Annotated in this window: 12 protein-coding genes; 6 read left to right on the top strand and 6 right to left on the bottom strand. The window is 65.3% G+C overall.

All coding sequences use genetic code 11. The features are described 5' to 3' along the window. Positions 1-1,814 (top strand): calcium-binding protein (locus tag RR928_RS17420; protein ID WP_332683511.1); only part of this gene is annotated, 1,814 nt, incomplete at its 5' end. 366 nt (positions 1,815-2,180) lie between these two features. Here the strand turns inward: RR928_RS17420 and RR928_RS17425 are convergent. Beyond that, on the bottom strand, positions 2,181-2,807 hold the full coding sequence (locus RR928_RS17425; RefSeq protein ID WP_332548912.1) for a class I SAM-dependent methyltransferase: 627 nt from the start codon (positions 2,805-2,807) through the stop codon (positions 2,181-2,183). Between the two features lie 331 nt (positions 2,808-3,138). Continuing rightward, a complete protein-coding gene (locus RR928_RS17430; RefSeq protein WP_332683514.1) occupies positions 3,139-4,113 on the bottom strand; it encodes a LysR family transcriptional regulator in 975 nt (324 codons plus the stop codon). A gap of 142 nt (positions 4,114-4,255) precedes the next feature. Between RR928_RS17430 and RR928_RS17435 the strand changes: the two genes are divergently transcribed. The 5 genes from RR928_RS17435 to RR928_RS17455 all read left to right on the top strand — a co-directional run bounded on the left by RR928_RS17435 (position 4,256) and on the right by RR928_RS17455 (position 10,253). Beyond that, positions 4,256-5,260 (top strand): TRAP transporter substrate-binding protein, encoded by a 1,005-nt coding sequence (locus tag RR928_RS17435; RefSeq protein WP_332538861.1) that lies wholly within the window; start codon positions 4,256-4,258, stop codon positions 5,258-5,260. A gap of 12 nt (positions 5,261-5,272) precedes the next feature. Continuing rightward, the gene (locus RR928_RS17440; RefSeq protein ID WP_332683517.1) at positions 5,273-7,054 is read left to right on the top strand and encodes an IlvD/Edd family dehydratase; all 1,782 of its coding nucleotides are present in this window, start codon (positions 5,273-5,275) and stop codon (positions 7,052-7,054) included. An 81-nt stretch (positions 7,055-7,135) separates the two neighbouring features. After that, positions 7,136-8,350: a fumarylacetoacetate hydrolase family protein gene (locus RR928_RS17445; RefSeq protein ID WP_332548909.1), complete on the top strand. Its 1,215-nt coding sequence runs from the start codon at positions 7,136-7,138 to the stop codon at positions 8,348-8,350. Positions 8,351-8,389: 39 nt separating this feature from the next. Further along, a complete protein-coding gene (locus tag RR928_RS17450; RefSeq protein ID WP_332538866.1) occupies positions 8,390-8,947 on the top strand; it encodes a TRAP transporter small permease in 558 nt (185 codons plus the stop codon). Positions 8,948-8,972: 25 nt separating this feature from the next. Further along, positions 8,973-10,253 carry a TRAP transporter large permease subunit gene (locus RR928_RS17455; RefSeq protein ID WP_332538867.1) on the top strand — a complete coding sequence of 427 codons (1,281 nt, stop codon included), beginning with the start codon at positions 8,973-8,975 and terminating at the stop codon, positions 10,251-10,253. A gap of 186 nt (positions 10,254-10,439) precedes the next feature. On the opposite strand, the gene RR928_RS17460 is transcribed toward RR928_RS17455, so the two are convergent. From RR928_RS17460 to RR928_RS17475, 4 genes are all read right to left on the bottom strand, one after another. Next, entirely contained in the window at positions 10,440-11,798 is a 1,359-nt protein-coding gene (locus RR928_RS17460; protein WP_332548906.1) for a sensor histidine kinase, read from the bottom strand. Further along, positions 11,795-12,487, bottom strand: a complete 693-nt coding sequence (locus tag RR928_RS17465; RefSeq protein ID WP_332538869.1) for a response regulator transcription factor — start codon at positions 12,485-12,487, stop codon at positions 11,795-11,797. Before RR928_RS17465 ends, RR928_RS17460 begins: the two co-directional genes overlap by 4 nt. A gap of 10 nt (positions 12,488-12,497) precedes the next feature. After that, the gene (locus RR928_RS17470; protein ID WP_332683520.1) at positions 12,498-12,698 is read right to left on the bottom strand and encodes a hypothetical protein; all 201 of its coding nucleotides are present in this window, start codon (positions 12,696-12,698) and stop codon (positions 12,498-12,500) included. A gap of 112 nt (positions 12,699-12,810) precedes the next feature. Then, complete coding sequence (locus tag RR928_RS17475) at positions 12,811-13,281, bottom strand: Spy/CpxP family protein refolding chaperone (protein WP_332538873.1); 471 nt, start codon at positions 13,279-13,281, stop codon at positions 12,811-12,813. Positions 13,282-13,400: the final 119 nt, after the last annotated feature.

Genomic DNA, 13,400 nt, shown 5'->3' on the forward strand with positions numbered 1-13,400 from the left:
CCACGGCAGTGACAAATACCACCCCGGCACCCAACCCCGGTACGCCGACAACACCCACCGACCCCGTGCCTGTTCCCGTGGATGGCGTGCCCGTCACCACGGCCCCCGGCGACGGCGGCACCACCATCATTACCATTCCGGTGATCTTGCCCACGCGTCCTGACAGCCCGAACTCGCCCAACGCCGGTCTGGCCGACATTCCGCTGGTCAAAGGCAGGGACGGACACTCCATCCTGGAGGTAAGCCTGCCCGTGGGCGTGGCTCTGCAGGCCCAGGGCCTGCCCAACCCCGTGAGCGGCAATGCGGCCCAGACCGAACTGGGCCTGCGCATAGAGCGCTCGGCCGGTGGCGATCCTGAACTGACCAACAACGGCCAGGTCTTCCTGGCCACGCTGGATCCCTCGACTCCCCTGACCATACAGACCATCATCGCCACGGTGGGCGCAGGCTTCAACCCCGGCGTGCCGTTCGTGATCAGCGGCAGCACCCGGCCCGGTGACGGCATGCAGGCCGTGATCCTCGACGCGCGCGCCCTGCCCAGCGGCAGCACCATACAGGTCGACAACGTCGACTTCCTGGCCGTGGTCGGCGCCGTGCGCATCACCGGCGGCGCCGGCCAGAACATGGCCAGCGGTGACGGCGCGGCCCAGTACATTGTGCTCGGCGCCGATGACGACATCATCCATGGCGGCGGCGGCAACGACACCGTGGGCAGCAAGGGCGGAGACGACAAGATCTACGGCGATGCGGGCGACGACATCGTGTTTGGCGGCGCGGGCAACGACCTGCTGTCGGGCGGCTCGGGCAGCGACCGCCTCAACGGCGGCACGGGCTATGATGTCGCCCTCCAGGAAGGCAAGCGCAGCGACTACACGATCACGCTGGAAGGCGCGGGCATCAAGCTGACGCATGGCGTAAGTGGCGTCTCCGACTGGCTGGTCGACGTGGAGCAGCTGCGCTTCGATACCGGACCCAGCCTCACGATCGCGCACAGCGAAGCAGAAGAAGCGGCAGCCTTCCTGTTCCGGCAATGGATGGGGCGCGAACCGACGCCGTCCGAAGGCGCGGTGATCCAGACGCTCGACGGCCTGGGCGCCGTGCAGGTCGCCGACCTGTTTGCCCAGGTGTTTCCGCAGCAGGCCGGTGGCAGGACGGCGCAGCAGCTGCTCGAAGGCATGGACAGCGCGGGCGCGATCCGCGTGGATGCCGAGCGCGCAACCGCGTTCACGGGCGATGCCGGTGACAACACCTTTACTCCGACACCGGGCCTGGCCTGGTCGGTCGACGGCGGCGCGGGCATAGACACCGTGGTCTTCCCGGCCAGCTTTGCTCAGATGCACATCGAGGCCAGAGACGCAGGCTTCACCCTGCAGCGCATGACCGACGGCGCGATGCTGGAGCTGAGCAATGTCGAACGCCTGACGCTGGAAGACACCCACCTGGCGCTGGACCTGGACGGTCATGCGGGCCAGGCCGCCAAACTGATAGGCGCGGTGGCCGGCGCCGCGTTCCTGGACAACAAGCCGCTGGTGGGCGAAGTGATTCGCGCGCTGGATGCGGGGGTTAGCGCGCAAAGCCTGGCGCAGCTGGGCCTGCAATTGCTGGGCGCCAAGAGCCCGCTCGAAGTCACGCAGCTGATCTGGACAAATGTCGTGGGCAGCGCCGCGACGCCGGCGCAGTTGCAGCCGTTTGTCGCCATGCTGTCCCAGGGCGTGACGGGCGGCGAGCTCGCGGTGCTGGCCAGCAATCTGGATCTGAACGCCACGCGCATCGATCTGGTGGGCCTGGCGGCCACGGGAATCGAGTTCGCCTGAGGGTTTGACTGGTGGGCTGGCCTGGTCCAGCCCACCACGCCACAATCCGCTGGCCGCGCGCCTCACATGTCATAAGAATATGCGCGGATCGAAGGCAACGGCGGCAAAGAACGTGTGGGCCCGACCACGCATGCATGCGCCATGGGTTGAGGAGCATGCCGCTGGAAGAATCGGCAATGCTGTTCTACATCCAGCGACGGGATCGAACGCTTTCCACGCCGACCAAGACACTGGCGGAACTGCTGTGCACTGTCATACGGAAAAAGCATGCGCTGGCGCAATGCCGTGTCCTGCACACAGGCCTTCGCACCATGTCAGGCAGCGCTGCCTGCAGCATTGGGCACCCCATTCGCGCCGGACCAGGGCTCAACCCCGGCGCCACACGCTCGCCAGCCAGGGCTGTTGCTCGATAGGCAGGCCCGCGGGACGGTAGAAGTGCTCGAGCTGCGCGAAGCCCGCAGCCGTCATCACGGCGTGCCAGCTGGGCCAGTCGTGAAATACACCGTAACGCTCGCCGTTCCAGCCTTCCTGGCCGTTGCCGCGCGGGTTGGAGCTGAACAGCACGCCGCCCGGTCGCAGGCAGGCGTGCAATTGGCGCAGCACCTGAGGCAGCACCTGGCTGGGCACATGGAACAGCACGGCATTGGCAAACACACCGTCGAAGCGCTCGGTCGGCAGATCGAGGTCCAGGAAGCTCTGCTCCAGCACCTCGCAGCCGCTGTGCGCGCGCGCCATGGCCGCCGAGCTGGGCGCGCCCTCCAGGCCCACGGCGCGGTGGCCCATCTGCTGGAAAGTGCGCAGGTCGCGCCCCGGACCGCAGCCGAAATCCAGCAGGTCAAAGGGCCCAGACCCGGGTAGGTGCTTGAGCAGCGCCGCGATGTTCTGGCTCACGTCGTGATCGCGTGTGCCTTCCCAGAAGCTTTGCGCGTTCTGCTCGTAGTGCGCGAGCGTGCGCGCGGCAATCTGTTGCAGGTCTTCGGAACTCTGTGTCATGCCGCATCATGGCATACGCCAGCGCCAGAAACAGCCACGCACAGCGCTTAGAAACCCGCCAAATGCAATAACTGGCAGTTATGAATCGCCTCCAACTTTCGATTGAAACAGTTGATTGACTCTCTCCCCGAGCCCCACGCTCTGCAGGCGCCAGACAGCCGGCCCGCAGCCGGGCGGCTCCGCCCGTCGCCGGCCTGGGCCTTGATCAGCCTTTGCACCCTGGGCACCTGCAGAATTATCCGATCAACCTATTTGCGCCAGCACTGCCATACGGCCAAGCCAGCGCATATGGAACGCCCGGTCGAGGTCTCAACCCGCGCTCGTCTGACGATCAGGGGGTTTCGTTCACCGAGTTGGAGACCCGGCGCAATATGTCCATGAATGCCAGCGTGGCCGGACCAGGGTTTTCTCCCTGGCGAGTCACCATTCCGTAGTCCGGCATACGGTCGGGCAGCTCAATAGGGATGGGCGTCAGCAGTCCGCGATGGAAATAGTGCTCCACCAGTGCCTTGGGCTGCAGCGAGAGCATGTCAGTCATCTGCATCATCTCCAGAGCAAATAGAAACGACGGTGTCTCCACCATGCCCGAGGTCAGCATGAGTCCATTGCGCGCGAAGATGTCATCGGACACCTTGCGCACTGCGGTGGAGGCGGGATAGAGAATCCAAGGCCAGTGCGACAACTCCGCCAGGTCGAGGTCGGGTGCTCCGCGCAGCGGGTGGTGGGCCCCGGCCACCACTTGCATGGGCTCGCTGGAAAGCCGTTCGTATTGGAACTGGGTGCGCTGCGCATCGTCAGTGAAACGTCCGATCATGAGGTCGATCTTGTGCTCGGCAAGCCACACGATCAACTGGTCGCTGCTTTGCTCCAGCACCTTCAATACGAGCAACGGGCGCAAGCGCTGAATTTCCGCCACGGAAGCGATCAGCACATGTGCGGCGGAGCCGGTGATGGCACCGATGGAAAGGTGACCGTGTCCGCCTTGCTTGAGGGCGTTCAGTTCTTCCACGAACTTGCGTTGCCCGGCCAGTGCGCTGGCCGCATAACGCAATGTGAAAAGGCCCAGCTCGTTGGGCCGCATTCCGCGCGGCAGGCGATCAAAAAGACGCGCCTCCAGGATTTCCTCGATATCCATCAATACCTTGGTGGCCGCAGGCTGGGTAATGTGCATTTGCTCGGCCGTCAGGCGCAGGTTGCGCGTCCTTCCGAGGATGTCCAGGAACTGCAGATGCCTGAACCGCAAGCGTGCCCAAGCTTGGGCGATAGATAAAGGTTTACCCGAATACGGATCAGAACTCATAAGCATTTGGAATGGATGCTAACAAAAAAGTGAGTGGACCCGAAGTGCCTGTGAACCTAATCTCTCACCTGCGTCGATAGAAAAAAAAGCGGCATCGACGCCGATGGTTCCTGCCATCGTGACCCGCAAATTCCATTTGGAGACATATATGAAGTTCAAAGCCCTTGCCCTGGCGGCCACCCTCCTGGCTGCCCTCACCTCGCCGGTTTCGGCACAGATCAAAGAACATGTATTCAAGGTGGGCATAGGCCTGAACGAAGACCATCCGCAGGCGCAGGCCGTCAAATACTTTGCCCAGCAGCTGGCCGCCAAAAGCGGTGGCAAGATGACCGCCAAATTGTTCGCCAGCGGCACGCTGGGCAATGACGTGAGCATGACCTCGGCATTGCGTGGCGGCACGCTCGAGATGACCATCCCCGACAGCTCCACGCTGGTGTCGCTTTATAAACCCTTTGGTGTCATCAACCTGCCGCTGACCTTCAACAGCGAGCAGGAGGCCGATGCGATCCTGGATGGCCCGGTCGGTCAGAAGTTGCTCGCCAAGCTGCCCGAAAAAGGCCTGATCGGACTGGGCTATTGGGAAAACGGCTTTCGCCATGTGACCAACTCGCGTCGCCCCATCACCAAGGCGGAAGATCTGGCAGGTCTGAAACTGCGGGTCATCCAGAACCCCTTGTTCCTGGATACCTTCAGCGCCTTGGGCAGCAACCCCACGCCCATGCCGTTCACGGAGCTGTACTCTGCGATGGAGCAGGCGGCGGTCGATGGCCAGGAGAATCCCTCCGCCACCATCCTCGCCAGCAAGTTCTACGAGGTCCAAAAGCATATGGCCTTGTCTCGCCATATGTACAGTGCCTGGATCCTGCTGATGTCCAAGAAGAGTTGGGATGGCTTGTCCGCCCAGGAGCAGAAAATCGTGCAGGACGCAGCGCGCGAGGCCACGCTCTACGAACGCAAGACCATTCGTGCTTTTGGTGACAAGGCGCTGGGTGAGTTGAAGAAGGTGGGCATGCAAATCACCGAACTGCCAGCTGCCGAGCAGGCCAAGCTGCGCGCCAAGCTGCAACCTGTGCTGGCAAAGTACAGCAAAGAGTTTGGCGAGGAAACCACCAACGAAATGCTGGCTGAATTGGCCAAGTTCCGTTCCAAGTAAACGCCGCACGCCATGAGCAAGACCCCACGCCGCCCCTTCCGCTCCCGCGAATGGTTCGCCGACCCCGAACGGTCAGACATGACAGCGCTGTACCTCGAGCGCTTCATGAACTACGGGCTGACCCCCGAAGAGCTGCGTTCGGGGCGTCCCATCATCGGCATCGCCCAGACGGGCAGCGATCTCTCGCCCTGCAATCGCATCCACCTGGACCTGGCCAAGCGCGTGCGTGACGGGATCCGCGATGCCGGCGGCATTCCGATGGAGTTCCCGGTTCACCCGATCTTCGAGAATTGCCGCCGGCCCACCGCGGCGTTGGATCGCAACCTCGCCTACCTGGGCCTGGTGGAGCTGCTGTATGGCTACCCCATCGATGCGGTGGTGCTGACGACCGGCTGCGACAAGACCACGCCTGCGGGAGTGATGGCGGCCTCCACGGTGGACATCCCGGCCATCGTCCTATCGGGTGGCCCCATGCTGGATGGCTGGCATAACGGCGAGCTGGTGGGGTCCGGCACCGTGATCTGGCGCAGCCGCCGCCAGTTGGCCGCGGGTGAGATCGATGAGGAAGAGTTTCTGCAGCGCGCCTGCAGCAGCGCGCCTTCCGCGGGCCATTGCAACACCATGGGAACCGCCTCCACGATGAACGCCGTGGCCGAGGCGCTGGGCTTGTCGCTGCCGGGATGTGCGGCGATACCGGCACCGTACAGAGAACGCGGCCAGATGGCCTACGAGACGGGCCGGCGCATCGTGGATATGGCTTATGAGGATCTGCGCCCCTCGCGCCTCTTGACGCGCGAAAGCTTCCTGAATGCGCTGGCGGTGGTGAGTGCGGCCGGTGGCTCCAGCAATGCGCAGGTGCATATCATGGCCATGGCGCGGCACGCGGGGGTGGTGCTGGAGGCCCGCGACTGGACCGAGCATGCCTACGATCTGCCGCTGTTGCTCAACATGCAGCCCGCGGGCCAGTTCCTGGGCGAGCGTTTCTTTCGCGCCGGCGGTGTGCCCGCGCTGATGTGGGAGCTGCTGCAGGCCGGCAAGCTCCACGGCGCTTGTCTCAGCGTGACCGGCCGCAGCATGGCCGAGAACCTGCAAGGTCGCGAATCCTCCGATCGGGAGGTCATCAAGCCCTTTGCCGCGCCCTTGATGGAGAAAGCCGGGTTCATGGTGCTCAGCGGCAACCTTTTCGATTTCGGCATCCTCAAGACTTCGGTGATCTCGGCAGCCTTCCGCGAGCGCTATCTGAGCCGTCCGGGACAGGAAGGCATCTTCGAGGCCCGTGCCGTGGTGTTCGAAGGCGGGGACGACTACCACCAGCGCATCAACGACCCGGCGCTGAACATCGATGAGGGCTGCATCCTGGTGATGCGCGGCGCCGGGCCGATAGGCTGGCCGGGCTCGGCCGAGGTGGTCAACATGCAACCTCCCGATGCGTTGATACGCCGTGGCATCAACACCTTGCCCACGCTGGGCGATGGCCGCCAGTCCGGCACCGCAGACAGTCCGTCGATCCTCAATGCATCGCCCGAAAGCGCCGTGGGAGGCGGACTGAGCTGGCTGATGAGCGGCGACATCATTCGCGTCGACCTCAACACCGGCCGCTGCGACGCGCTGGTCGCTGCGCCAGAGATCGCCCGCCGCCGCAGCGAGCTGCCCGCGCCACCGGTGACGCCAAGCCGCTCCCCTTGGGAAGCGCTGTACCGGGAGAAGACCGGCCAACTGGCCGACGGCGCCACGCTCGATTTCGCGCTGGACTTCCGGCGCATCTCCGAACAGACCCCGCGCCACAACCACTGAAGCTGGCCTGCCAGGCAGCCGCGCCTGCGCCAGGCGCAGCTGCCGCATGGCCGCAACCACCGCTAGACCCAAGGATTTTTCATGAACACCACTGCATCTTCCGCCCAGAACACCTGTCCTCCACCCGCCCAGATACTGCCCGATGACGGCCTGACCGGCACCCTGGTGGGCCGGGTATGGCGCGGCGGCACCCTGCCCGGCCCCGCGGTGGTCGCGCTGCGGCCCGACGGCGTTTTCGATCTGAGCGCGCACTTCCCGACGATGAGCACCTTGCTCGAGGCCGAGCATCCCGTGAACGCAGTGCGTCAGACCGCGGGTCAGCGCCTGTGCGCAGTCGATGAACTGCTGACCAACAGCATGCTCGGCAGGCGTGATAGCGCCTTGCCGTGGTTGCTGGCGCCGTGCGACCTGCAGGTGGTGAAAGCCGCGGGCGTGACGTTTGCCGCCAGCCTGGTGGAGCGCGTGATCGAGGAGCAGGCGCGTGGCGACGCGGCCCGTGCCCAGGGGCTGCGCCAGCAGGTGACCGAGCTGATCGGCGAGCGCCTGGCAGATATCCAGCCAGGCTCGCCGCAAGCGATGGCGTTGAAAACCTTGCTGCAGGAGATGGGCCTGTGGTCGCAGTACCTGGAAGTGGGCATAGGCCCGGATGCCGAAGTCTTCACCAAGGCACCGGTGCTGTCGTCCGTGGGCACCGGAGAAGAAGTGGGCATCCGTGCAGATTCCGCCTGGAACAACCCGGAGCCCGAAGTGGTGCTGGCGGTCAACAGCCGGGGTGAAATCGTTGGCGCCACGTTGGGCAACGATGTCAACCTGCGCGACATCGAAGGCCGCAGCGCATTGCTGCTGGGCAAGGCCAAGGACAACAACGCCTCGTGCGCCATCGGGCCATTCATTCGGCTGTTCGACGAGAGCTTCGGTCTGGACTCGGTGCGCGGCGAGACGGTGCACCTGCATGTGACGGGTGCCGATGGTTTCGAGCTGCGCGGCATCAACACCATGGCCAGCATCAGCCGCGATCCGACCGATCTGGTGGCCCAGACGCTGACGGCCCATCAGTACCCCGACGGATTCATGCTGTTCCTGGGCACGCTGTTCGCGCCCATCGAGGACCGGGACCAGCCCGGTGGGGGCTTCACGCACAAGCTGGGCGATATGGTCACCATCCGCAGCGCCTGGCTGGGCGGTCTGCACAACCGCGTGAACCACAGCGAAGTCGCCCCGCCCTGGAATTTCGGCCTGCGCGCGTTCATGGCCAACCTGGCTGCGCGCGGTCTGCTGAATGAAACAACACTCTGATTCCACCCATCGGCGGTGCAGACCCTGACGGAGACAAACATGTTCAACCACCTTATCGACCGCTATTGCCGGGTCATAGAAACGCTCACCGCCCTTGCCCTGGCGGCGATGGTGCTGCTCGTTTTTGGCAATGTCCTGCTGCGCTATGTCTTCAACTCGGGGATCGCCATCAGCGAAGAAATGTCGCGCTGGCTTTTTGTCTGGCTCACCTTCATGGGAGCCGTGGTGGCGGTCAAGGAGCAAGCCCACCTCGGCACTGACTTCGTGCTCGCCAAGTTGCCGCCCTGGATACAGCGCAGCTGCCTGGTCGTGAGCTACCTGCTGATGCTGTACTGCACATGGTTGTTGTTCAGCGGCGCGTGGACCCAGACCCAGATCAACCTGGACGTGGAAGCCCCGGTCTCGGGCGCCTCCGTGGGCATCTTCTACGCCTCGGGTGTGTTCTTCGCGGCGTCGTCCGGCGTGATTCTCATGCGCCAGCTCTGGCTCGTGCTGTCGGGCCAGGTCCGTGATGAGGATCTGGTCAACATCAAGGAGTCGGAAGAGTTGGCGCAGCTCAAAGAACTGCATCTCGATCGCAACGAGAGCTCCAAGTGACCCCCGTCCACGGAAACCACACACCATGACCGTTTTCATCTTCCTGGGATCGCTGCTCGCCGTCATGGCGATTGGGGTACCCATTGCTTACGCCCTGCTCGTTTCGGGCGTGGCCCTGATGTGGCACCTGGATCTGTTCGATGCCCAGATTCTGGCGCAGAACGTGATCAATGGCGCCGACTCGTTCCCGCTGCTGGCGGTGCCGTTTTTCATGCTGGCCGGCGAAATCATGAACGTCGGTGGCCTCTCCAGCCGCATCGTCAAACTCGCCCTTACCTTGGTGGGCCACAAGCGCGGCGGCCTGGGCTTCGTCGCCATCCTGGCGGCCTGTTTGCTGGCCGCGTTGTCGGGCTCGGCGGTGGCCGACACCGCAGCGCTCGCCGCCTTGCTGCTTCCCATGATGGTGAAGGCCGGGCACGACAAGGCCCGCGCGGGCGGGCTGATCGCGTCAGCCGGCATCATTGCCCCGGTGATCCCGCCCTCGATCGGCTTCGTGGTGTTCGGCGTGGCCGGCAACGTGTCGATCAGCAAATTGTTTCTGGCGGGCATCGTCCCGGGCCTGATGATGGGCCTGTCGATTGCCGTGGCCTGGCACTTTGTGTCGCAACGCGAGAACATTGCCCCGCCGCCCAAGGCGACATCCGCCGAACGCTGGCAAGCTTTCAAGGAGTCGACCTGGGCGCTCTTCTTGCCGGTCATCGTTCTGGTGGGGCTGAAAATGGGCGTGTTCACGCCCACCGAAGCCGCGGTCGTGGCTGCGGTCTACGCCTTGCTGGTGGCCACCCTGATCTACAAGGAACTGCGCTGGCAGCAACTGCGTGAAGTCTTTGTCAGCGCCGCCAAGACCACCGCCGTGATCATGTTCCTGGTCGCCGCGGCCATGGTCAGCGCCTGGCTGATCACGGTTGCCGACATTCCCAAGCAGTTGATTTCCCTTCTGGAGCCGCTGTTGGGCAGCCCGACCCTGTTGATGATCGCCATCATGTTGCTGGTGATCGCCGTGGGCACGGCCATGGACATGACTCCCACCATCCTGATCATGACTCCGGTGCTGATGCCCGTGGTCAAGGCCGCCGGCATCGACCCGGTGTATTTCGGCGTGCTGTTCATCATGAACAACGCCATCGGGCTGATCACGCCGCCCGTGGGCACCGTGCTCAACGTGGTGGCGGGCGTGGGCAAGATGCGCATGGACCAGGTGACGCGCGGTGTGCTGCCTTTCATGGCTGCCCAGCTCATCGTGATGTTTCTGCTGGTGCTGTTCCCGTCGCTGGTGCTGGTGCCCATGCGCTGGTTCATCAACTGAGTGCGCGTGCCGTGACCGCAGCGGCATGGAACTGCTGCGCGCTCGCCGGCCCGTCTGCTTCCCGGGCTTGAGCATGTCCTTGAACGCATGCCAGCGCACGCGCCCGTGCTGAATTGCAGCGCCATGCCGTGGGGTGACACCGCCGGCGTTGCGCTGCGCATCGCATGCATGCCAGGGCAGTCGCGCTCAGCCCGGCGGCAGGGTGACGGTCACGCGCAGGCCGGGCCGGGCATTGCCCAGAACCAGGGTGCCGCCATGCGCCTGCGCCACCAAGCGGCACAGGTACAGTCCCAGGCCCACGCCGCCGGTGCTGCGCTGGCGCGCGGCATCCGCGCGGTAGAAAGGCTGGGCCAGGCTGTCGATCTGGTCCTCGGGCACGCCGCTGCCAAAGTCACGCACCTCGATCTCCAGCCTCGCGGGCGTCTGCCGCAGGTGCAGCTGAGGTGCGGGCAGGTCGCGCCCGCCATGGCGCAAGGCGTTGTCCAGCAGGTTACGCAGCAGCAGCCGCAGGCGGGTCGCGTCGATCAGCACCGGGGACATGGCCGCATCGGCTTGCAGGTCGATGCCGGCGCTGCCCGAATGGCATGCATTCATCTCGTCCACCACGGCACGGGCCAGGGCAGCGATGTCGGTAGGCTCCTTGTGCAGCGCGCTGTGGCGCCCCGTCAGGCGTTCGCTTTCCAGCAGATCGGTGATCAGACGCGCCATCTCTCCCAGGTCACGCAGCAAGGCGTCGCGCTGGGGCTGCACCTCGTGCGTCGCCGGCAGCAGCTCGGTATGCAGGCGCGCCCGGGTCAGCGGGCTGCGCAGCTCGTGGCTGATGGCCAGCAGCAGCGCCCGCTTGGCCTCCAGCATCTGGTGGATGTCCTGGCCCATGGTGTTGATCGTCGCCGCCAGCTGACCCAATTCGTCGGGACGCAGCGCATGGCGCACGGGAATGGATGCCTCGAAATTGCCCGCACCGAACCGCAGCGCACCCTGGCGGATATCGTCCAGCGGGCGCAGCAGGCGGCGCACATACCAGTACGCCAGCGCCGTCAGAAAGAGCACGCCGCCCAGCGTGAACCAGATGGCGCCGTAGCGGTGCGCGCCGTCGAACACCGCATGGTTCAAGGCGAATTCAATCGTATGCCCATCGGCCGTCTGCTTGCGCAGCAGCTCGCGGCTGTCGGCGTCCCATGGGCCGCGCCCGCCGCGCCAGCGCGCCACCGGACGGTCATCGGGATGCGACATCCACTGGACCTGCGGTCCCTCGATACGCATCATGATGGGCAGGCGCTGCACAATGGCCTGCGCGCGCTCCACGCTAGGCGGACTGCCGATCTCGGTCACCAGCCGGTCCACGTAGTCCGCGAGCAAGGGCCGGGCGGCATCGCGCCAGCCCACCGAGAAGGCGCTCTGCATGCCGCCGATGAAGGTGACCGTCATCGCCAGCGCCAGCACCAGAAACAGCAGCACCAGGCGCAGGTGGATGGACTGCCGCAGCGCCTGGCGTGCACGCCGATGCCAGCGCGCGGCGGCGGGCGGGCGGCGGGCGCGGCTCAAGCGGCGCTCCGCCGCAACGCCAGCGAGTAGCCCGCGTTGCGCAGCGTCTTGATGCAGTCCAGCGGCTCGAGCTTCTTGCGCAGGCGGCTGACCACGATGTCCACCGCGCGCGTGTACAGATCGGCCTCGCGGCCGCGCAGGTGGTTGAGGATGTCGTCGCGGCTATACACCCGGCCGGGCTCGCGCGCCAGCAACAGCAGCAGCTCGAACTCGGTGCCGGTGAGCTCCAGCGCCTTGCCCTGGCGCAGCACGCTGCGCCGCACCGAATCGATCTGCAGCCCCTCGAAGCACAGCAATGCCGCATCGTCCGCCGACGCGCCCGCTGCCGGACGGCGGCGGCGCAGCACCGTCTGCAGCCGCGCGACCAGCTCCCGCGGCTCGAAAGGTTTGGGCAGGTAGTCGTCGGCGCCCAGTTCCAGCCCGACCACGCGGTCCATCACGTCGCCGCGCGCCGTGAGCATGATGACGGGCAGATCGCTCTCGCGGCGTATCGTGCGGCACAGCTCGAAACCGTCCATCTCGGGCAGCATCACGTCCAGGATGGCGGCATCGAAGCCGCCGGCCCGCAGCAGCGCCAGCCCTTCGCTGGGCCGCAGCGCCTGCGACAGCTGGAGTTCAAAGCGCAGGAAGTAGGTGGCCAGCGGCGGCCCCAGTTGGTCGTCGTCATCGATGAGCAGAATGCGTTGCATGTGCCGATTCTCACACTGTGCGCATCAGGGTCCGCTGTTCATGGCGCAGGATCAGGCGGCGCACACGGCGCTTGGCCTCCAACGCCAGACTATCGAAGCGGTCGGCCGCCGCCATCACTGCGGGCAGCGCCGCCGCGCCGCCGCCGGGTCGGCTCGCCAGCAGACCCAGGGCATGCTCCCGATCGAAACGCGGCCCCCAGACGAGCGACATCCATTCCTCGTGCGGCGAGGCTGCGCCGGCCAACAACAGTGCGCCATGGGCCCGGGCGCTACGCGCCAGCTCGCGCGTCGCCGCGCAGCCTCGCACAGCTTTGTCCAGGGGCTCAGCCACGGTGGAACCAGCCCGGGCGGCGCTGCATGAAATCGCGCACCTGTTGCTGCTGGGCAGGCCGCAGGCTGTCGTAGAACGCGGCCATGGCGGCGACCACGGCCGGCGAATGCGACTGCACAGCGCGCATCTTGTCATCGATCAAGGTCTGGGCGGCCGCGCTGTCGAACTTCTCGCCGGCCACCAGTGCCTGGAACTGAGCGCGCGGGTCCGCCGTCTGCGCGCCCAGGAAAGCACTGCGCTGCGCCTGCAAGGCGTCGGCCAAGGCCTGGAGCTTGAGCTGCTGCGCGCCATCGAGATCAAGCTTGGCAGTGACGCGGCTCACCATCTTTTCGCGCATCTCGCCCATGCGCTCTGCGGACTTGGGACCGTGGTGGTGGGAAGCACTGGAACAAGCGGAAAGACCACCGGCCAGCACAGAGGCAGCAAAGATGCCCAAGAGGGTTTTACGGGTCCAGGCTTTCATCACGCACATCCTTTCAGTCACACAGAAGATGACTGCATGGTGCGCGTTCCTGCCGCCGCCTGGGTCTCACGGCGGTATCGCTTCTTTTCGTTTTGTTTCAAGCGCTGGGAACGCTTGCG

The sequence above is a fragment of the Comamonas sp. genome, from assembly GCF_036666375.1.
Lineage (GTDB): Bacteria > Pseudomonadota > Gammaproteobacteria > Burkholderiales > Burkholderiaceae_C > Comamonas.

Coding starts and splice junctions, on each gene's coding strand:
- RR928_RS17435 (WP_332538861.1), top strand. CDS start 4,256: ATGAAGTTCAAAGCCCTTGCCCTGGCGGCCACCCTCCTGGCTGCCCTC.
- RR928_RS17455 (WP_332538867.1), top strand. CDS start 8,973: ATGACCGTTTTCATCTTCCTGGGATCGCTGCTCGCCGTCATGGCGATT.
- RR928_RS17450 (WP_332538866.1), top strand. CDS start 8,390: ATGTTCAACCACCTTATCGACCGCTATTGCCGGGTCATAGAAACGCTC.
- RR928_RS17475 (WP_332538873.1), bottom strand. CDS start 13,281: ATGAAAGCCTGGACCCGTAAAACCCTCTTGGGCATCTTTGCTGCCTCT.
- RR928_RS17430 (WP_332683514.1), bottom strand. CDS start 4,113: ATGCTTATGAGTTCTGATCCGTATTCGGGTAAACCTTTATCTATCGCC.
- RR928_RS17465 (WP_332538869.1), bottom strand. CDS start 12,487: ATGCAACGCATTCTGCTCATCGATGACGACGACCAACTGGGGCCGCCG.
- RR928_RS17440 (WP_332683517.1), top strand. CDS start 5,273: ATGAGCAAGACCCCACGCCGCCCCTTCCGCTCCCGCGAATGGTTCGCC.
- RR928_RS17470 (WP_332683520.1), bottom strand. CDS start 12,698: ATGTCGCTCGTCTGGGGGCCGCGTTTCGATCGGGAGCATGCCCTGGGT.
- RR928_RS17425 (WP_332548912.1), bottom strand. CDS start 2,807: ATGACACAGAGTTCCGAAGACCTGCAACAGATTGCCGCGCGCACGCTC.
- RR928_RS17445 (WP_332548909.1), top strand. CDS start 7,136: ATGAACACCACTGCATCTTCCGCCCAGAACACCTGTCCTCCACCCGCC.